Source organism: Polynucleobacter sp. JS-Polo-80-F4 (genome assembly GCF_018881965.1).
In the GTDB taxonomy this organism is placed as follows: Bacteria; Pseudomonadota; Gammaproteobacteria; order Burkholderiales; family Burkholderiaceae; genus Polynucleobacter.
In genome coordinates, this window is sequence record NZ_JACVPI010000001.1 from 1,890,327 (window position 1) to 1,910,265 (window position 19,939).

A 19,939-nucleotide genomic window follows, 5' to 3' on the forward strand; every position below is an offset into this window, starting at 1 on the left:
ACGAAAATTGTCGTAAAGCGATAGAATACTTAAAAAGCAGAATAAACGAGACAGCGAAGACGTGCAGGCTATTTAGCCGAGCGACTTTATTACTAAAAACCTTAAAAATACTCACCACAAGAGATTATGAACGCACCTCAAGCCTTTGAATCAAAAGAAGATATTGGCCACTTTGTTGGCGGCAATGTAGTTAACCCTAAAGATGGTCGTTTTGCTGATGTTTACAACCCGACCAAAGGAACTGTAGCGCGTCGTGTTGCGCTTGCTAGCCGCAAAGAGGTTGATGCAGTTGTAGCCAATGCGCAGACCGCCTTTGTGTCTTGGAGTCAAACCTCCCCATTGCGCCGCGCACGCATCATGTTCAAATATCTTGAATTATTAAACGCTCATCGCGATGAACTTGCTGCCATCATTACAGCTGAGCACGGCAAGGTATTTACTGACGCCCAAGGCGAAGTAACTCGCGGCATTGAGATTGTGGAATTTGCTACTGGCATTCCTGAGTTACTCAAGGGCGACTACACAGAGCAAGTATCGACCGGTATTGATAACTGGGTTATGCGTCAGCCTTTAGGTGTAGTTGCTGGTATCACCCCATTTAACTTCCCAGTCATGGTGCCAATGTGGATGTTCCCGGTGGCGATTGCCTGTGGTAACACCTTCATTCTCAAACCTAGCCCTACAGATCCTTCCGCTTCATTATTTATGGCCAAACTTCTTAAAGAAGCAGGTCTGCCTGATGGTGTATTTAACGTGGTGCAAGGCGACAAAGAAGCGGTTGATGCCTTAATTGAAAATCCAGATGTCAAAGCGGTAAGCTTTGTGGGCTCTACTCCAATTGCCAATTACATCTATGAGCGTTGCTCACACTTTGGTAAGCGCTCCCAAGCATTAGGTGGAGCTAAAAATCACATGGTCATCATGCCTGATGCTGATATTGATAAAGCAATTGATGCATTGGTTGGCGCAGCTTACGGCTCCGCTGGTGAGCGTTGCATGGCGATTTCTGTAGCGGTATTAGTTGGTGATGTAGCAGAGAAGATCATGCCTAAACTGATCGAGCGCACAAAGACTCTCAAAGTCAAAAATGGCATGGAACTTGATGCTGAAATGGGCCCTATCGTTACTAAAGCGGCTCTTGAGCGCATTACTGGCTACATTGATGCTGGCGTAGCCTCCGGTGCAAAACTGCTAGTTGATGGCCGCGGACTCAAAGTTCCTGGCAACGAGAATGGCTTTTTTATCGGCGGCACATTGTTTGACAATGTCACACCAGATATGAAGATCTATTTAGAAGAAATTTTCGGACCAGTGTTATCTTGCTTGCGTGTAGCCAACTTTACTGAAGCCCTCAATTTGGTTAACTCTTGTGAGTTCGGCAATGGTGTTGCCTGCTTTACAAGCGATGGCAATATTGCCCGTGAATTTGCCCGTCGCGTTCAAGTTGGTATGGTTGGTATTAACGTACCTATTCCAGTTCCGATGGCATGGCATGGCTTTGGCGGCTGGAAGAAGTCCATCTTTGGCGATATGCATGCATATGGCAAAGAAGGTGTTCGCTTCTATACCAAGCAAAAGAGTGTCATGCAGCGCTGGCCTGAGAGCATTGCTAAGGGTGCAGAGTTTGTGATGCCGACTTCTAAGTAATACTAGGAAGTCATAATCAAAAAAGCGATCTTCGGATCGCTTTTTTATTGACTGTGTTTAATGAAATTGATTACTGCAGGGTATTTTTAAGCGCAGGAATCATTGGCATAGATAAAACGTCAATACCCTCTTCTCTTAAAGCATCAGCCTCATCTAAAGTGGTTTGACCCCGAATACTTCTCTCTGGGGACTCCTTATAGTGAATCTTTCTAGCTTCATCAGCAAAGGAATTGCCCACATCCTCTGAGCGCCCCATGAGTTCCCGCATACCTTTTAAAAAGGCTGCCTGAACTTGAGCCTCAAGCTGAGAATGATCGCTTCCAGTAAGGGCAACAACGCCACCACTTAAATTTTCAGGCTGCGCCTTGGGTAAGGCTAGCTCTGTTGAGGAGGATTTGCCAATGTGAGGAGCCGATGGCATGCGTGTGATTTCTGTGCTGTCACAAACAGGGCACGCGAGCATTCCCTTGTCTTGTTGAGCAAGGCAATCTTCTTCCGAGGCAAACCATCCTTCAAATCGATGATCTAAGGGACAAGCTAAGTTATAAACTTTCATAAAACGTATATATGGGCAAAAACGATAAATTCAATACCCCTATTTTAATCGGGTTTGGGTATCGCCTATTTGATTGGGCTTGGCTTTACCAAACCCCTGCGGTATCGGTCCAGCCAATACGCTGAAATTGTGGTTTTAACATCTGTAATCTCACCATCCTCAACCCAGGCCATTAATTGCTCCAATGGGGCGGCAAACACATCCAAAAACTCTTCATCATCTAGATGGCTTTTTCCGGGAACCAGATCTTCAGCCAGATAGATATCAATGAATTCCGTTGAATAAGAAATTACTGGATGGATCCGGCGTATATAACTCCATTTTTTTGCTGTATATCCAGTTTCTTCCTCAAGTTCGCGTTGCGCACAAACTAGATGATCCTCGCTTGGATCTAATTTTCCCGCAGGAATTTCAATGCAAGCTTTTGCAATCGGATAGCGATACTGTCTTTCAAGAAGCACTCTGCCATCATCCAAAATCGCAACAATAGCTACCGCCCCTGGATGCGTTAAATATTCGCGTATGGCCTCTTCGCCATCAGGCAGGGAGACCTTATCCCGCTTCATGTTTAAAAAGATGCCGCCATAAATATCCTCGCCAGATAGGCGTTCTTCTCGTAAATGTGTGTCACCAGTCGGCAGGTCTTTAAATGATTTTTCAGTCATGGCTCTTGATAATGAATCTATGTTTAATTTATTAAGAAATCTTCAGAAGTCATCTTATTGAATCTAAATGTCATTTTGAAGGCTTAAAAACAATAAAGGCCCCTTACGGAGCCTTTATCAAATATTGGACGCTGATTATGAGCCCAACAGTGTTCGGCGCATAGCGTCCAAGCAAAGACTCATTAGACCTGCAGGAACAATACCAATAGCGAGAACCAAAACACAATTAAGACTGAGAATCCCCTTGGCAAAGCCAGACCCAGAAACAGTAATTTCATGGTCAGGCTCATCAAAGTACATCACTTTAACCACCCTGAGGTAATAGAAAGCACCAATCAATGAGGCCAATACAGCAATCACAGCCAAGAAGGTGTGCTGTGCATCGACCAAAGCCTCCAATACGCCTAACTTAGCAGCAAAACCGACTGTAGGCGGAATTCCTGCTAAAGAGAACATCATGACAAGTCCGATAAATGCGAACCATGGGTGCGTTTTATTCAGCCCCTTAAGACCATGCAAGGTTTCACAATCGTAGCCCTTGCGAGACAAGACCATTAACAAACCGAAGGTGCCTAGTGTTGTCAGAACATAGGTAATTGCATAGAACATGGCAGCACTGAACGCATGATCATCAAATACCGATAACATGCCCAGGAGTACAAAGCCCATTTGAGCAATTGCGGAGTAAGCCAACATGCGTTTAATGTTGGTTTGCGCAATTGCTGTCACATTACCCACAACGAGTGATAAGACCGCAAGCAATACCAACATAGGCTGCCAGTCACCCAGTAATGGTAATAAGGTGTTGACCAATAAGCGGAACAGTAATGCAAAAGCAGCTAACTTAGGAGCCGCAGCAATCATTAATGTGACGGCTGTTGGCGCACCTTGATAAACGTCCGGTACCCACATATGAAACGGTACAACACCTAATTTAAATGCCAAGCCAGCAACAATGAAAACCAACCCAAAGGCCATAACCAAATGATTCACACGTGGATCAGCAACAGTTTTGAAGATCTCAATCAGATCTAGGGATCCAGTAACACCGTATAGCATCGACATACCGTAAAGCAAGAAACCAGATGCCAATGCGCCTAGGATGAAATACTTGATACCAGCCTCAACACTCTTCTCGCTGCTGTGCCTCATAGCAACCAAAGCATAGGTTGGCAACGCCATCAGTTCAAGTCCCAGATACAGGGTCAATAAATTGGCCCCAGAAATCAATACGAACTGGCCTAACAAGGCAAGCAAAGCTAAAACAATGAAGTCTGGACGGAATAAAGCGCGATCCATCAAGTATTGCTTCGAATAAACCAAGCTAACTAATACAGCGATACAGGAACAAGCCTTGAGAAGATTTGAAAATGGGTCTGACTGAAATAAGCCATTCATCGCCACTAAAGCTGGATCACTCATGCGCCCAATAAACATGAAAACGAGATAAGCCAACAAGATGAGTGAGAAGAAATAGACAAAGCCAACTCCACGAGGCGTATGGAAAATATCTTGCTCTACACCAGGGGTAGATGACACTCTTTCAGGAACATACACACTAACAACAAGCAATAGGCAGGTTGCTACGAGTAAAACAAGTTCTGGCAGGATGGCGAATAGATCGAATGCTTGCATTTGTACTTACTCAGAGTTTGCTAACAGCAACATGCTGAAGCAGATTAATTACAGCTGGATGAATGATGTCGGTGAACGGCTTTGGATAAACGCCCATGCCTATTACGCAGATAGAAAGAACTGCCATCAAGAAATATTCTCGGCAGTTCAAGTCTTTTAATTCTTCAACATGCGCGTTATTGATAGTTCCAAAAAATACCCGCTTTACCATCCACAAGGAATACGCAGCGCCCAATATCAATGCAGTTGCTGCGAGGATACCGATGACGAAGTCATAATCCACAGCAGCCAATATCACCATGAACTCACCGACGAAACCAGAGGTAGCTGGCAAGCCGCAGTTAGCCATTGCCATCAAAACAGCAAATGCAGTAAATGCAGGCATGCGATGCACTACGCCACCGTAGTCAGCTATTTGACGTGTATGCATACGGTCATATAGAACACCAATGGACAAGAACATGGCACCAGCTACAAAGCCGTGAGAAATCATCTGCACAATACCGCCCTCAATACCTAATGGGCTAAAGAGGAAGAAACCTAAAGTAACGAAGCCCATATGCGCAACTGATGAATAAGCAACCAGCTTTTTCATATCTTTTTGGACTAGAGCAACTGCGCCTACATAGATTACCGCAACCAATGACAAGAAGATGACGAATGGACCCAAATACTGGCTAGCATCTGGAGCGATTGGCAATGAGAAACGTAAGAAGCCGTAAGCGCCGAGCTTAAGCATAATTGCGGCCAATACTACTGAACCGCCGGTTGGCGCTTCCACGTGAACGTCTGGCAACCAAGTATGTAATGGCCACATTGGAACCTTCACAGCAAAGGCCATGAAGAATGCAGCAAACAATAAAATCTGCTCTACGATATCTAAGCGAGCATTTTGCCAAGCCAAAATATCGAATGTATTAGTCACGTTATACAAGTACAGCATGGCAATCAATGTCAGCAATGAGCCTAGCAATGTATACAAGAAGAACTTAAATGCAGCATAAATTCGGTTATGGCCACCCCACACACCAATAATGATGTACATCGGGATTAGGGTCGCCTCAAAGAAGACATAAAACAATAAGGCATCAAGTGCACAAAATACGCCAATCATTAATCCGGAAAGAATTAGAAAGGAGGCATAGTATTGGGATACTTTAGTTTCAATAACTTCCCAAGCTGCTATCACCACAATAATATTGATGAACGCAGTAAGCACAATGAACCAAACGGAAATACCGTCAATGCCTAGGTAGTAATTAATGTCGTAGCGCGGAATCCAACTAATCTTTTCTACAAACTGCATCCCGGGATTGGCGATATCAAAATGAATTACCAATGGAAGGGTCGCAATAAATCCTAGTACAGCGCCAATTAAGGCTAACCAGCGTACGCCGGCAGATGGCTTCTCAGACCCATAAAACAAAATAATGAGTCCAAAGATAATCGGGGTCCAAATGGCGTAAGAAAGAATCATAGTGGCTACTTAAGTAACAAAGGCCTAGCGAACAAAAGGCAGGTAAGCGTACAAAACCCAAGCAAGCAATACCGCCAAGCCAGCAATCATTGCGAAGGCGTAGTGATAGAGATAACCGGATTGCAAATGACGAATAACTCCAGCAAAGCGCCCTACAGCATGCGCACTGCCGTTAACAAAGAAACCATCGATGATCTTTTGATCGCCACGATGCCATAAGAAACTACCAATCCATATGAGACCTTTAGCAAATACAGCTTGATTGATTTCATCGAGGTAGTACTTGTTATCAAACAATTTTTTGATTGGTGCAAATGTCTGCGCAACTTTAGTAGGTAACTTTGGTGCCCAAAGGTATCCAACAGCAGCAGTCAATACACCAAGCACCACTAATAAAAGTACAGGGGATGTGAAAGCATGAATGGCCATAGCAACTGGGCCATGGAACTCATCTTCCAATTCCTTCATTACTGGGTGACGTGCAAGATCAATGAAGATGGAATCACCAAAGTAGGTTCCGAACAGCAATGGAGAAATGGTGTAGAAACCAATGATTACAGATGGAATAGCTAAGAGAATCAAAGGCAAAGTCACAACAAATGGAGATTCATGTGGTTTTTGACCGGGGGCTAAGCCATGATGAGCGTGATCATCGCCCTGCTCTGCATGATCATGGTGATGGCCATGTGCATGAGCATCTTCATGGCCCCAACGAGCCTTACCGTGGAACACATAAAAATACAAACGGAATGAGTACAAGGCGGTTACGAATACGCTTGCCATCACAGCAAAGTACGCAAATCCAGAGCCTGGGATATGGCTGGCAGCAACAGCCTCAATGATGGAGTCTTTTGAGTAAAAACCGGAGAAGAACGGCGTACCTACTAATGCAAGGTTGCCCAATAGCATCATGAGGCAAGTAATTGGCATGTATTTCCAGAGGCCACCCATCTTGCGCATGTCTTGCTCATGGTGCATACCTAAAATCACGCTACCTGCCGCAAGGAACAATAGCGCTTTGAAGAATGCATGGGTCATCAAATGAAAGATCGCAACGGGGTAAGCAGAAACACCCAAGGCCACTGTCATGTAACCCAACTGAGACAAAGTGGAATACGCAACCACTCTCTTGATATCGTTTTGCACAATACCGAGAAAACCCATAAATAGCGCCGTAATAGAGCCGATAACCAAGATGAAGCTCAAGGCTGCATCTGAAAGCTCAAATAACGGGGACATACGAGACACCATAAAGATGCCCGCAGTAACCATCGTTGCAGCGTGAATCAAAGCAGAAATTGGTGTTGGACCTTCCATCGAATCAGGCAACCAAACATGCAAAGGAAATTGAGCAGATTTACCCATTGCACCAATGAATAAGCAAATACAAGCGACAGTCATTAAGTTCCAACTTGTACCTGGAAGTGTTTGAGCTGCTAATGCTGAGTTCTGTGAAAAGATCACGTCATACTGCATCGATCCTGTGCTGGCCAACAAAATGCCAATGCCCAGAATAAAGCCGAAGTCACCAACACGATTTACCAAGAAAGCTTTCATATTGGCAAATACAGCTGACTGGCGCTCAAAATAGAAGCCAATCAGCAAATAAGAAACAACACCCACAGCTTCCCAACCAAAGAAGAGTTGCAAAAGGTTATTACTCATCACCAACATCAGCATGGCGAAAGTAAACAAAGAAATATAAGAGAAGAAACGGTTGTAACCCTCTTCTCCATGCATATAGCCAATGGTGTAGATATGCACCATTAATGACACAAAGGTCACTACACACATCATCGTTGCTGTTAAAGGATCAATCAGGAAGCCTATGTCTAAATTAAGCTCACCTAACTGCATCCAGCGATACACGGTGCCATTGAAATAGAAACCATCCATCACTTGCACTAAAACATTGCAAGACAGTACGAAAGCAATTGTTACGCCCAAGATAGTCACAAACTGACTTGCGCCATGGCCAATGCGGTTGCCGCCTAACTTTGTACCAAAGAAGCCGGCAATGATGGAGCCTACTAATGGCGCCAATGGAATTGCGCAAAGAACGGGGATATTTAAGGTCAATTGCATGACTAGCCTTTAAGGTGGTCAAGATCTTCGGCATTAATGGTGTCAACCTTGCGGAAGAGCACAACCAAAATTGCCAAGCCGATAGCTGCTTCAGCAGCTGCCACAGTCAAAATAAAGAATACGAATACTTGACCTGCCATATCACCCAGATAGTGAGAGAAGGCAACAAAGTTCATATTGACCGAGAGAAGCATCAACTCAATAGCCATGAGTAATACGATGACATTCTTACGGTTTAAGAAAATACCAATAACACTAGTTGCGAACAAAATCGCACCAAGCACTAAGTAATGAGCGAGAGTGATATTCATTTCTTCTCTCCCCTTGCATCTTGTTTTGCCGCCATGTCAGAACCCATCTTCACAATACGCATACGATCTGCAGCGACCACATTGACCTGCTCGTGGATATTTTGAGCTTTAGAGTCTTTACGATTGCGCAATGTCAAAGCAACAGCAGCAATAATGGCAACCAATAGAATCACACCAGCAACTTCAAACGCATAAACATAATCAACAAAGATCAACATACCCAAGGCTTGAGTATTGTTTGCCATCATCTCTTCAGGCATCGGCTGCACTGGCGCATTCGTACCAATGAAGCTACGAATAATCACAATCGATAGCTCCAGAACAATCACTGCGCCCATTAAAAATGCAACTGGCAAGTACTTTTTAAAATCTCTACGTAGATGCTCAATATCTAGATCCAACATCATGACAACGAATAGGAAGAGCACCATAACGGCGCCTACATAAACCAGAATCAAGGCCAAGCTTAAGAATTCAGCCTTAAGCAACATCCAGAGCCCGGACGCGCAAAAGAATGCCAATACAAGGAATAGCGCAGCATGGACTGGATTACGAGCAGTAATCACGCGCAATGCAGAAATGACCAATAAACCTGCAAAGCCATAGAAGAAAACAGCAAATAAAGTAGATGGATCGAATGTCATATTAGTTCTGCTCGATTCGATTAGCGGTAAGGTGCATCAGCTGCACGGTTAGCGGCGATATCTTTTTCATACTTATCACCTACAGCTAAAAGCATATCTTTAGTGAAATACAAGTCACCACGCTTATCGCCGAAATATTCAAAGATATTGGTTTCTACAATGGCGTCAACTGGGCATGCTTCTTCGCAAAAGCCGCAGAAAATACATTTAGTAAGATCGATGTCGTAGCGGCTAGTACGACGGGTACCGTCATCGCGCTCAGCAGTTTCAATAGTGATCGCATAAGCAGGACATACGGCTTCACATAACTTGCAGCCAATACAACGTTCTTCACCATTTTCGTAACGACGGAGTGCGTGTAGACCACGGAAGCGATTAGACAATGGCGTCTTCTCTTCTGGGTATTGAACAGTAATTTTTGGCTTAAAAAGATAGCGGCCAGTAATAGACATACCGGTCAAGATGTCTTTAAGCATCAAGCTATCGAGGAATTGGGAAATTTTCTTAAACATGATTGATCAACTTATTTCCAAATATTCCATGGGGATACAACCCACGCGCCGATAACAACCACCCAGAATACTGAGATGGGAATAAAAATCTTCCAGCCCAAACGCATAATTTGGTCATAGCGATAACGTGGCAATGTTGCACGCAACCAAATAACGCAAGACAGCAAGAAGAATGTCTTGCCGAACAACCAGAAGAAGCCTGGAATATCGCGCAGGATAGGTAAATCAACAATGGGTAACCAGCCGCCTAAGAACATGATGGATGCCACAGCAGCAATCAAAATCATGTTGGCATATTCAGCCAAGAAGAACATCGCAAATGACATTCCTGAATACTCAACCATATGGCCAGCAACAATCTCAGACTCACCTTCGACTACGTCAAAAGGATGGCGGTTAGTTTCAGCAACACCAGAAATAAAGTAAATCAAGAACATTGGCAATAAAGGCAACCAATTCCATGAGAGGAAGTTAAGGCCCAGGCTTGCAAAGTAACCTTGCTCTTGAGACGCAACAATCGTACTCAGATTTAAAGAGCCCGAAGTGAGTAGCACTGTAACCAACGCAAAGCCCATAGCGATCTCGTAAGAAATCATCTGCGCTGATGCACGCATAGCGCCTAAGAATGGGTATTTAGAGTTTGATGACCAGCCAGCCAAGATCACGCCATAAACACCAATTGAGGAAATAGCCATGATGTAGAGCAGACCCGCATTGACATCAGCCAAAACCATCTTCGCTTGGAATGGAATTACGGCCCATGCAGCAAACGCAGGCATGATCACCATAATTGGTGCAATGAAGTACAGAACCTTACTAGCTTGTGCAGGAGCAATGATCTCCTTCATTAAGAGTTTTAATGCGTCTGCAATAGGTTGCAATAAACCTAAAGGACCCACACGATTTGGTCCTAGGCGAATATGCATCCAACCAATCAGCTTTCTTTCCCAGAGGGTTAGGTAAGCTACGCAACCAAACATTGGCAACACGATGATGACGATACGTACCAAAGCCCAAACCAATGGCCATAAAGAGCCAAAAATGGCCTCACCTTGGGTGGTAACGAGGTTCAAGAAATTATCCATCTCTGACCTTATGCCTTACTAACAGTTACTGGACCAAACATGGATCCCAATTTCGCACTAGCCATAGTTCCAGCAGAAACTCTGATGGCGCCTGGCGCTAAATTTACTTCTAATGTTGCTGGCATATCAACAGTTTGAGTTCCTTGAGTAACTCGAACAGCATCACCCTCTTTTAGACCCAATTCAGCGAATGTGTTTTTATTCAAACCAACCTGATTGCCGCGCTTAGCATCACGAGTTAGTTGCAATGCCGATGAACGACGTACGATTTGGTCACCAGCGTATATATTGACATCAGCCAAACGCTCAAGACCATTCAATGGAGCTTGATTATTGTTGGCTATAGATGTGCTTGAAGTCTTGTTATCCAAGCGTGTGCAATAACCTTCATCCAATGCCTCACCTAAAACTTCTTCAGGCGCATTAAACAAGAAACCATCTAGGCCCAATAAGCCACCGAGTACACGCAATACTTTCCATGCCGGACGAGAATCACCTAAAGGTTTGACTGAAGGTTGAACTGTCTGAACTCTGCCTTCTAGATTGACGAAGGTAGAAACTGTTTCTGAGAATGTAGAGATTGGGAGAATGACGTCGGCAACCTCCATCAAGTCTGCGCTCTTATAAGCACTAAAAGCGATCACTGTATTTGCTTTTGCCAATGCAGCACGAGCTGCTGTTGGGTTAGGCAAATCAGAATCAGGCTCGATATTCATCAAAATGACAGCGCGACGATCACCAGACAATAGTGATTCAACGCCAGCACCATTAGCATTCACCAAGGATGCGCCAACAGCATTTCCACCTACCGGTAGGAAGCCTAAAGTTGCGCCAGTCTGCTCAGCAATAAATTGAGCTAATACATGCAAATCAGATGCATGTTGATGTGCAATAGCAGCAGAACCTAGCAATACAGCAGTAGATTCACCTGACAACAAGCTATCGGCAATCTTCTGCGCCACAGGTGAAACTGCTAAGTTCGCGGTGCCAGCTGGTGCGCTGACTGATTTAGCTTTAGCAACTGCAAGCGCCACTTCACTTAATGCATTGAGCCATGCGCTTGGTGTAGCAGTGATGCCACTGCTTGGGATAAGCCAGTCATCACCACCTGCATCAATGCGAGTAACTTGTAAACCACGCTTGCTAGCTGTACGAATACGGGCGGCTAGCACTGGCTGATCTTTACGCAAAAAGCTACCAACAACTAATACGCGATCTAATTCACTAATCTTGGCAACAGGCATGCCTAACCATGGAGCTGTAGCGGCACCCTTCACATCAGTTTGGCGTAGACGCGTTTCAACCTGTTTAGAACCCAAGCCACGAACCATCTTTTGCAAGAGATGCAACTCTTCTGTACTAGAAATTGGGTGAGCTAATGCGCCAATAGACTCTGGGCCGCTTTCAGCTGAAATCGATTTTAGGGAATGCGCAACATAGTCCAATGCTGACTGCCAATCTGTTTCCAACCACTGACCGCCCTGCTTTACCATTGGCGTAGTGACACGATCAGCGCTATTTAAACCCTCGTAAGAGAAGCGATCACGATCACTAATCCAACATTCATTAATGGCTTCATTTTCTAGAGCAACAACACGCATTACTTTATTTGCTTTAGTTTGAACCGTAGTATTTGCACCCAAGCTATCGTGCGGGCTTACTGAACGCTTACGTCCAAGTTCCCATGTGCGTGCAGCATAGCGGAATGGCTTGCTGGTTAACGCGCCAACTGGGCACAAATCAATCATGTTTCCAGACAACTCTGAATCTACAGTCTGACCAACAAAAGTGGTGATCTCAGAATGCTCGCCACGGTTGACCATGCCAAGCTCCATAACGCCAGCAACCTCTTGACCAAATCGGACGCAACGCGTGCAATGGATGCAACGTGTCATCTCTTGCATGGAAATCAATGGGCCAACATTCTTATGAAACACAACACGCTTCTCTTCGTCATAGCGTGAATTAGACTTGCCGTAACCAACTGCCAAGTCTTGTAACTGGCACTCGCCACCCTGGTCGCAAATTGGGCAATCCAATGGATGGTTGATCAGGAGGAATTCCATCACAGAGCGTTGAGCCTCGACGGCCTTTGCGGAATGTGTAAACACCTTCATGCCTTGAGTCACTGGTGTGGCACAAGCAGGTAATGGCTTAGGCGCCTTCTCAACTTCAACTAGGCACATACGGCAGTTAGCCGCAATCGACAACTTCTTGTGATAGCAGAAGTGAGGAACGTAGGTGCCGAGCTTGTTCGCGGCGTGCATCACCATCGAACCTTGCGGAACTTCTACGGCCTTACCATCTAATTCGATTTCTACCATGCTCACTTTAAGATATCCCGTGCTCTAAATCTTTATAAAGGTTTCGCAGAATCTAAGCAGCGCTTATGTTCTACGTGATATGCAAATTCATCCATGTAATGCTTCAACATACCGCGAACTGGCATTGCTGCAGCATCACCTAAAGCGCAAATCGTACGGCCTTGAATATTGGCGGCTACGTCATTAAGCAAATCCAAATCCTCCGGACGCCCTTCACCATGTTCAATACGGTGAACAATGCGCCATAACCAACCAGTACCTTCACGACATGGAGTGCACTGACCGCATGATTCTTCGTGATAGAAATAAGATAAACGCTCTAAGGCACGAACCATGCAACGCGTTTCATTCATCACAATCACTGCGCCTGAACCCAGCATCGATCCAGCTTTAGCAATGCTGTCGTAATCCATAGTCAGATCCATCATCTGCGCTCCAGGAATGACTGGAGCAGAAGATCCTCCAGGAATCACTGCCTTTAAAGCCCTACCATCACGCATACCGCCAGCAAGCTTTAGCAGTTCTGCGAAAGGAGTGCCTAATGGAATTTCATAATTACCTGGATGTACAACGTCACCGGAGACTGAGTAAATCTTCGTACCGCCGTTATTAGGTTTACCAAGCTCTAAATAAGCCTGGCCACCAATGGCCAAGATGAATGGCACAGCAGCAAATGTTTCTGTGTTGTTAATCGTAGTTGGCTTGCCATACAAACCAAAGCTTGCAGGGAATGGCGGCTTAAAGCGTGGTTGACCCTTTTTACCCTCTAATGACTCAAGTAATGCAGTCTCTTCGCCACAAATATATGCACCCCAACCTGGAGAAGCGTGCAACTGGAAGGAGAAATCACTTCCTAAAATCTTATCGCCTAAATATCCCGCAGCACGAGCTTCTTCCAAAGCCTCTTCAAAGCGGGAATAGACTTCCCAGATTTCGCCGTGGATATAGTTGTAGCCAGCAGTGATACCCATGGTGTAAGCACCAATAATCATGCCCTCAATCAAGGCATGCGGGTTGTAACGCATGATGTCACGGTCTTTAAATGTACCCGGCTCACCTTCGTCACTATTACAAACTAAATATTTTTGTCCTGGGAATTGGCGTGGCATAAAGCTCCACTTCAATCCAGTAGGGAAACCTGCACCACCACGACCACGCAATGATGAAGCTTTCAATTCTGCAATGATGCTATCGGGTGATACTTTATCGTTAATTAAACGACGCAATTGTTGATAGCCGCCACGGCTTTCATAGTCTTTTAAACGCCAGTTATCGCCGTTTAATCCAGCAAGAATTAAAGGCTTGATATGGCGATCGTGCAAGCTGGTCATGCTGCTTTCCCTTCTGCACGCAATTCATTTAACAAAACATCAATCTTTTCTTTGCTCATAAAGCTGCACATACGCTTGTCATTCACCAACATCACTGGTGAGTCGCCGCATGCACCCATGCACTCACCCTCTTTTAAAGTGAAGGTTCCGCAAGGAGTAGTTTCGTTGTAGCCAATACCAAGAGTCTCTTTTAAATACGTAGCAGCTGTTTCACCATGAGTGAGCTGGCATGGCAAATTGGTACAGATTACTAATTTGTATTTACCAATTTTCTTGGTGTTATACATGTTGTAAAAAGTAGCTACTTCATCAACTGCGATGCTTGGCATCTCTAGAATTTGTGCAATCGTTTCGATCACTTCAGGCGAAACCCAACCCACCTCTGTTTGAGCAGCAATCAAGCAGGCCATTACAGCAGATTGCTTGTGCTCTGGTGGGTACTTAGCGATATTGCGTTGAATATCAGCCAATGTTTTGTCAGAAAGTTGAAGAGTTGTAGTCATTAAATAATCCTTGGCACGCTTAATTAGCGGTCAATCTCCCCGAACACAATATCTTGGGTACCAATAATGGTTACCGCATCAGCCAACATATGGCCGCGTGACATCTCATCCATTGCTGAAAGGTGTACAAATCCTGGCGCACGAATCTTCATGCGATAAGGCTTATTAGCACCATCTGAAATTAAGTAAATTCCAAACTCACCTTTTGGATGCTCAACAGCTGAGTAAGCCTCGCCATCAGGAACGTGAATCCCTTCAGTAAAGAGTTTGAAATGGTGAATCAATTCTTCCATATTGGTTTTCATATCCACACGCTTGGGTGGAGAAACTTTATGGTTGTCACTCATCACTGGGCCTGGATTTGCTTTTAACCAAGCAACGCACTGCTTAATGATGCGATTGGATTGGCGCATCTCTTCCATACGCACCAAATAACGATCATAAGAATCGCCATTAACGCCTACTGGAATATCAAAATCTAAACGATCATAGACTTCATATGGCTGCTTCTTGCGCAAATCCCATTCAATGCCTGAACCACGCAACATTGGACCAGTAAATCCGAGTTGCAATGCACGCTCTGGAGTGACGATGCCAATATTGACCAAACGTTGCTTCCAGATACGGTTATCCGTTAAGAGATTGCAGTACTCGTCTACGTTGGCATCAAAGCCATTGGTAAATTGCTCAATGAAATCTAATAAAGTGCCGCTACGGTTTTCATTTAAACGCTTGATAGCGGAATCACTGCGAATTTTGTTCTTGCTGTACTGAGCCATGTGATCTGGCAAATCACGATATACGCCACCTGGACGGTAGTAAGCAGCGTGCATACGGGCACCCGAAACTGCTTCGTACATATCAAAGATGTCTTCACGATCGCGGAAGGCGTACAAGAAGACGGCCATTGCACCAACGTCTAGACCATGACAGCCTATCCAGAGTAAGTGGTTCAATAAGCGAGTTAACTCGTCATACATCACACGGATGTATTGAGCGCGCAGCGGAACATCTACTTGCAATAACTTTTCAATGGCCATGACATACGCATGCTCATTGGACATCATGGATACATAATCCAAACGGTCCATATAAGGAACGTTCTGAATCCAAGTGCGTGTCTCAGCCAATTTTTCGGTAGCGCGATGTAATAAGCCGATATGAGGATCGGCACGTTGAATTACTTCACCATCGAGCTCAAGCACTAAACGTAATACGCCATGCGCCGCCGGATGCTGGGGACCGAAATTGAGGGTGTAGTTCTTAATTTGTGCCATGACTTAAACCGGACCTCCATACTGCTCTTCACGAACAATGCGTGGAGTAATTTCTCGAGCCTCAATTGTGACCGGCTGGTAAACAACACGTTTTAACTCTGGGTCATAACGCATTTCAACATTGCCACTGATTGGGAAATCTTTTCTAAATGGATGACCGATAAAGCCGTAGTCAGTCAGAATGCGGCGCAAGTCTTCGTGACCATCAAACAAGATGCCGTAGAGGTCAAATGCTTCACGCTCAAACCAGTTGGCTGAGTTCCATACCGGAGTAATCGAAGCTACCAATGGATAACTATCGTCTGGTGCAAATACGCGAACACGCAAGCGCCAGTTGTGCTGCAAAGATAATAAGTGACTTACGACACCAAAGCGTTGACCGCTCCATACGCCATCACGAAAATCTTGGTAATCAACACCGCATAAATCTATTAACTGCTCAAATGCAAGTGATGGATCGTCACGTAGCAACAAAGCCGATTCGAAATAAGTGTCTGCATTCACAACAACAGTCACTTCACCCAATGCAATCTCAATAGATTGTGCGCGTTTACCTAATACTTTTTCTAAATTGGCGGCTAACTGGTTCAAACGATCTGACATAACTTAAGCCTTCCGCGCAATCGTGCTAGTGCGAGCGATCTTGGATTGCAACTGAATGATTCCATAGATCAACGCTTCCGCTGTTGGAGGGCAACCAGGTACATAAATATCAACTGGAACAATACGGTCGCAACCACGCACTACTGAATAAGAGTTATGGTAGTAGCCACCGCCATTGGCGCAGGAACCCATAGAAATCACCCAACGTGGCTCGGGCATTTGATCGTAAACCTTGCGTAAAGCTGGAGCCATCTTGTTGCACAAAGTGCCTGCAACAATCATCAAGTCTGATTGGCGCGGAGATGGGCGAAATACCACACCAAATCGGTCCAAGTCATAACGGGAAGCACCCGCATGCATCATCTCAACCGCACAACAAGCCAGACCAAAGGTCATTGGCCATAAGGAGCCATTGCGCGTCCAGTTAATCAACTGATCCGCAGTGGTGGTTACAAAACCTTCTTTAAGTACGCCTTCTAATGCCATATCTATCACTCCCAGTCGAGAGCGCCCTTTTTCCAGATATATACAAATCCCACAATGAATTCCAAGAGGAATATCACCATAGAGGCGTAGCCTAGCCATCCAATATCACGCAATGCCACACCCCATGGAAATAGGAATGCAGTTTCAAGATCGAACAGGATGAAGAGAATAGCGACTAAGTAGTAACGCACGTCGAACTTCATACGTGCATCTTCGAAAGCTTCAAAACCGCACTCATAAGGAGAGAGTTTTTCAGCGTCAGGCTTCGAAGGAGCCAAAATTTTTCCGAGGAACATGGGGACTAATCCCACCCCAATGCCTACGAGGATAAAAAGCAGAACAGGAAAGTAATTAGCGAGATTCAAAATAGCCCTGATTCGTTTGTCTGGTAAATCCTATAAGAAGCAAATTATTCAATGTTCAACTACATAAAGCATTGATTTAGAGCAAAAACTCGATCAATACTTCTTTATTGGTGCCGACGGCGAGACTCGAACTCGCACAGCCTAAGCCACTACCCCCTCAAGATAGCGTGTCTACCAATTTCACCACGTCGGCATCTTGTAAAACCCGTTAATTCTACTGCATTGCACAACTGCACTACCCCTCTTTTGAGGTAGTCAAATAAGTAAAAACCTACTTTTTTACTTAGGAACTGCTGGTTTGCTTGGGTCCTGAGCAGGTGCTACCGGAGCAGCCGGCACTGCAGCAGGGGCAACCGTGCCAGAGAGGACGCCAGGACTAACTTCCTTCTTATTGCCAATCCAGGTAATACCCAAAGTACAAACAAAGAAAACAGCAGCAAATACTGCAGTTGCGTGAGACAGAAAGTTCGCAGAACCACTGGCCCCAAATAGACTGCCAGACGAGCCAGATCCGAACGCCGCACCCATGTCAGCGCCCTTGCCTTGCTGCAATAGAACCAAAAGAATGACAGCCAAAGCTGAAATTACCTGTAACACGATCAATAAAGTCTTAAACCATTCCACAGCTCATCTCCAAATAAAAAATCTATGCCTGACAAATGGCAAGGAAATCCTGAGGATTCAATGAAGCACCCCCAACAAGTCCACCATCGATGTCAGGCATCGCAAACAATTCAACAGCATTGTCAGGTTTGACACTGCCACCATACAAAATTCCAACGTGAGAAGCTACATCCTCGTTAAATTCCGCCAATTGAAGGCGGATAGCGCGATGCATATCTTGCGCAACCTGGGCACTAGCAACCTTGCCAGTTCCAATCGCCCATACCGGCTCATATGCTATTAAGCAGTCCGCAAGGCGGTCTTGTAATACACCCACCTGCTTGGCAACCTGCGAGCAAACAATCTCTTCTGCTCTACCTGAATTTCTTTCATCAGCTGTCTCACCAACACAAATCACTGGAGTCATGCCATGGTCTAAGACCTGAAGGGCTTTAGCTGCTACTACCTCATCCGCCTCTTGATGCATTTGACGACGCTCAGAGTGGCCAACAATGACGTAAGTACAACCAAGCTCTTTGAGCATGAGTGCTGCAACTTCACCTGTGTAGGCGCCTGAACTATGAGCCGATGCATCTTGGGCGCCTAGATTCAAAAAGGCTAATGAATGCTCTTTAATTAACTGCGCACATTGAGACAAATACGGAAATGGAGGACATACCGCATATTTACGTCCTGATGGCATTCCACTCTCCATGCCACGAGCAACGGTTTTGATCCAGTCTCGATTACTTACAAGACTGCCATTCATTTTCCAGTTGCCGATAACGATGAGTGGTCGCATAGGGGGTGATGAATATTTCTATACAGTTAAAACAATTTTGCCAACGTGTTCAGATGACTCCATCAATGCATGAGCATCCGCTGCCTGATCTAGCGAAAACGTTTTATAGATAACTGGCTTTAATTTACCTGCGTTGAGTAAAGGCCAAACATTTTCAAAAAGCTGTTTTGTAATTTGCTTCTTGAATGACACTGGGCGTGGACGTAATGTTGAGCCAGTAATCGTTAAGCGACGACGCAAAATCTGATTAGTGCTTACCTCTGCTTTTGATCCGCCTTGGATTGCAATAATCACAATGCGCCCATCATCAGCCAAGCAATCAATTTCTTTTTGCACATAAGCGCCTGTAACCATATCGAGGATGACATTAACGCCCTTGCCATCAGTTGCCTTCTTCACTTCTTCGACAAAATCTTGCGTCTTGTAGTTAATGGCCAGATCAGCACCTAATGCCACACATGCGGCACACTTCTCGTCGGTACCAGCAGTCACAAATACTTTATGGCCTAGGGCTTTAGCAATCAAGATCGCAGTAACACCAATACCACTAGAGCCGCCTTGAACCAATAATGTTTCACCCTCAGATAACTGACCGCGCATGAAGACATTGCTCCATACGGTGTAGAAAGTTTCAGGTAATGCTGCCGCCTCTTGGTCAGTAAATCCCTTTGGATAAGGCAAGCACTGGGCAACAGGAGCGGTACACAAATCAGCATAACCACCACCTTGAACCAATGCACAGACTTTATCGCCTACCTTTAAACCAAACACGTTGTCGGCATGAGATAAATCTCCACCAACGATTTCTCCAGCAACCTCAAGACCAGGAATATCTGATGCACCTGCTGGAACTGGGTAATGTCCTTTACGTTGTAAAACGTCTGGACGATTAATTCCGGCAGCTAAAACTTTAATCAAAATTTCGCCAGTCCCAGTAGCGGGAACTACTGGATCAGGACGAGTAGCTGGCACCAGCATTTCTGGGGCACCAAATTCTTTGATCTCGATAACGCGCATAAGAGACTCCT

20 protein-coding genes and 1 tRNA gene are annotated in these 19,939 nt (G+C 45.0%); 1 reads left to right on the forward strand and 20 read right to left on the reverse strand.

Features of this window, described 5'->3' with window-relative positions; translation table 11 throughout:
- Positions 1-126: 126 nt before the first annotated feature.
- On the forward strand, positions 127-1,647 hold the full coding sequence (locus tag ICN20_RS09700; protein WP_216239973.1) for a CoA-acylating methylmalonate-semialdehyde dehydrogenase: 1,521 nt from the start codon (positions 127-129) through the stop codon (positions 1,645-1,647).
- A gap of 70 nt (positions 1,648-1,717) precedes the next feature.
- Here ICN20_RS09700 and ICN20_RS09705 read toward each other — a convergent pair whose 3' ends face one another.
- From ICN20_RS09705 to ICN20_RS09800, 20 genes are all read right to left on the reverse strand, one after another.
- Positions 1,718-2,203, reverse strand: coding sequence for a DUF1178 family protein (locus ICN20_RS09705; RefSeq protein WP_216239975.1), 486 nt, complete (start codon positions 2,201-2,203; stop codon positions 1,718-1,720).
- Between the two features lie 65 nt (positions 2,204-2,268).
- A complete protein-coding gene (locus ICN20_RS09710) occupies positions 2,269-2,868 on the reverse strand; it encodes an NUDIX domain-containing protein (RefSeq protein WP_370624545.1) in 600 nt (199 codons plus the stop codon).
- Between the two features lie 135 nt (positions 2,869-3,003).
- Positions 3,004-4,503, reverse strand: coding sequence for an NADH-quinone oxidoreductase subunit NuoN (gene nuoN, locus ICN20_RS09715; protein WP_216239977.1), 1,500 nt, complete (start codon positions 4,501-4,503; stop codon positions 3,004-3,006).
- Positions 4,504-4,513: 10 nt separating this feature from the next.
- Positions 4,514-5,980: an NADH-quinone oxidoreductase subunit M gene (locus tag ICN20_RS09720; RefSeq protein ID WP_216239979.1), complete on the reverse strand. Its 1,467-nt coding sequence runs from the start codon at positions 5,978-5,980 to the stop codon at positions 4,514-4,516.
- Between the two features lie 24 nt (positions 5,981-6,004).
- The gene (gene nuoL / locus ICN20_RS09725) at positions 6,005-8,065 is read right to left on the reverse strand and encodes an NADH-quinone oxidoreductase subunit L (protein ID WP_216239982.1); all 2,061 of its coding nucleotides are present in this window, start codon (positions 8,063-8,065) and stop codon (positions 6,005-6,007) included.
- A 2-nt stretch (positions 8,066-8,067) separates the two neighbouring features.
- A complete protein-coding gene (gene nuoK / locus ICN20_RS09730; RefSeq protein ID WP_128113589.1) occupies positions 8,068-8,376 on the reverse strand; it encodes an NADH-quinone oxidoreductase subunit NuoK in 309 nt (102 codons plus the stop codon).
- A complete protein-coding gene (locus ICN20_RS09735) occupies positions 8,373-9,020 on the reverse strand; it encodes an NADH-quinone oxidoreductase subunit J (RefSeq protein ID WP_216239984.1) in 648 nt (215 codons plus the stop codon). The genes nuoK and ICN20_RS09735 overlap by 4 nt, the downstream gene beginning before the upstream one ends.
- Before the next feature lie 20 nt (positions 9,021-9,040).
- The gene (gene nuoI, locus ICN20_RS09740) at positions 9,041-9,532 is read right to left on the reverse strand and encodes an NADH-quinone oxidoreductase subunit NuoI (RefSeq protein ID WP_215390996.1); all 492 of its coding nucleotides are present in this window, start codon (positions 9,530-9,532) and stop codon (positions 9,041-9,043) included.
- 11 nt (positions 9,533-9,543) lie between these two features.
- Positions 9,544-10,617 (reverse strand): NADH-quinone oxidoreductase subunit NuoH, encoded by a 1,074-nt coding sequence (gene nuoH / locus ICN20_RS09745; protein ID WP_216239986.1) that lies wholly within the window; start codon positions 10,615-10,617, stop codon positions 9,544-9,546.
- An 8-nt stretch (positions 10,618-10,625) separates the two neighbouring features.
- On the reverse strand, positions 10,626-12,941 hold the full coding sequence (gene nuoG, locus ICN20_RS09750) for an NADH-quinone oxidoreductase subunit NuoG (protein WP_216240433.1): 2,316 nt from the start codon (positions 12,939-12,941) through the stop codon (positions 10,626-10,628).
- 32 nt (positions 12,942-12,973) lie between these two features.
- A complete protein-coding gene (gene nuoF, locus ICN20_RS09755) occupies positions 12,974-14,272 on the reverse strand; it encodes an NADH-quinone oxidoreductase subunit NuoF (RefSeq protein ID WP_216239989.1) in 1,299 nt (432 codons plus the stop codon).
- Positions 14,269-14,775 (reverse strand): NADH-quinone oxidoreductase subunit NuoE, encoded by a 507-nt coding sequence (gene nuoE, locus ICN20_RS09760; RefSeq protein WP_216239991.1) that lies wholly within the window; start codon positions 14,773-14,775, stop codon positions 14,269-14,271. Before nuoE ends, nuoF begins: the two co-directional genes overlap by 4 nt.
- A 23-nt stretch (positions 14,776-14,798) precedes the next feature.
- On the reverse strand, positions 14,799-16,052 hold the full coding sequence (locus tag ICN20_RS09765; protein WP_216239992.1) for an NADH-quinone oxidoreductase subunit D: 1,254 nt from the start codon (positions 16,050-16,052) through the stop codon (positions 14,799-14,801).
- Between the two features lie 3 nt (positions 16,053-16,055).
- Entirely contained in the window at positions 16,056-16,655 is a 600-nt protein-coding gene (locus ICN20_RS09770; protein ID WP_216239994.1) for an NADH-quinone oxidoreductase subunit C, read from the reverse strand.
- Between the two features lie 3 nt (positions 16,656-16,658).
- Positions 16,659-17,141: an NADH-quinone oxidoreductase subunit B family protein gene (locus ICN20_RS09775; RefSeq protein ID WP_011902891.1), complete on the reverse strand. Its 483-nt coding sequence runs from the start codon at positions 17,139-17,141 to the stop codon at positions 16,659-16,661.
- 5 nt (positions 17,142-17,146) lie between these two features.
- A complete protein-coding gene (locus ICN20_RS09780) occupies positions 17,147-17,506 on the reverse strand; it encodes an NADH-quinone oxidoreductase subunit A (RefSeq protein WP_215358987.1) in 360 nt (119 codons plus the stop codon).
- A 108-nt stretch (positions 17,507-17,614) separates the two neighbouring features.
- A tRNA-Leu gene (locus ICN20_RS09785) sits at positions 17,615-17,699 on the reverse strand.
- Between the two features lie 86 nt (positions 17,700-17,785).
- Complete coding sequence (gene secG, locus ICN20_RS09790) at positions 17,786-18,130, reverse strand: preprotein translocase subunit SecG (RefSeq protein ID WP_216240002.1); 345 nt, start codon at positions 18,128-18,130, stop codon at positions 17,786-17,788.
- A gap of 22 nt (positions 18,131-18,152) precedes the next feature.
- Complete coding sequence (gene tpiA, locus ICN20_RS09795) at positions 18,153-18,911, reverse strand: triose-phosphate isomerase (RefSeq protein WP_216240004.1); 759 nt, start codon at positions 18,909-18,911, stop codon at positions 18,153-18,155.
- An 18-nt stretch (positions 18,912-18,929) separates the two neighbouring features.
- Positions 18,930-19,928, reverse strand: a complete 999-nt coding sequence (locus tag ICN20_RS09800) for an NAD(P)H-quinone oxidoreductase (protein WP_216240006.1) — start codon at positions 19,926-19,928, stop codon at positions 18,930-18,932.
- Between the last annotated feature and the right edge of the window lie 11 nt (positions 19,929-19,939).